Source organism: Oceanisphaera sediminis, assembly GCF_039539745.1.
Classification (GTDB): Bacteria; Pseudomonadota; Gammaproteobacteria; order Enterobacterales; family Aeromonadaceae; genus Oceanimonas; species Oceanimonas sediminis.
Window position 1 is genome coordinate 1 of the sequence record NZ_BAABDS010000018.1, and the last position, 669, is coordinate 669.

Here is a 669-nt window from a genome sequence, read left to right on the forward strand (position 1 = left end):
AAGAAGTTCCAAGACACTTGCGTATCAAGAACTACAAATTATTTCTATCAGCTTTCCAGATTGTTAAAGAGCGTGACTTCGAAAAAGTCAAAGTGATAGATTGCTATGTAAAGTAAGCAATATATGACTTTGAATTCTTTGATTCAGGTAAATACAGGGCGCTAAATGGTGGAGCTATGCGGGATCGAACCGCAGACCTCCTGCGTGCAAGGCAGGCGCTCTCCCAGCTGAGCTATAGCCCCATTTAGTTCTTAGCTTTATTTAGCTCTGCATTGCTTACACAATGTTTAGCCAGTCACCAAATCATTCTAATACAAGGAATAAGGCGAGGACGTTTAGCCTGCTAAACGACGAGTCTTATGACGACGTAGGAGATTGATTTGGTGGGTCTGGGTGGATTTGAACCACCGACCTCACCCTTATCAGGGGTGCGCTCTAACCAACTGAGCTACAGACCCAAACCTGTTGTGGTTTGCTGTTAGTCGACCTCACCCTACTTTCTATTCAAGGGAAGTGGGGTGCTAACCAACTGAACGACAGACCCAAACCTGTTTAATGATGCTGATTGCCGCTAAACGCAACTAGTCAGCGTCACTAAATCGCATCAGCTTTCACTCATGCGATAAGTCACTCTTTCATATCAAGCAAACTGTGTGAACACTCAACAGA

2 tRNA genes are annotated in these 669 nt (G+C 44.4%); both read right to left on the reverse strand.

The features are described 5' to 3' along the window. Nucleotides 1–166: 166 nt before the first annotated feature. Nucleotides 167–242: transfer RNA gene (locus tag ABD827_RS06710), tRNA-Ala, on the reverse strand. Between the two features lie 139 nt (nucleotides 243–381). Further along, a tRNA-Ile gene (locus tag ABD827_RS06715) sits at nucleotides 382–458 on the reverse strand. Nucleotides 459–669: the final 211 nt, after the last annotated feature.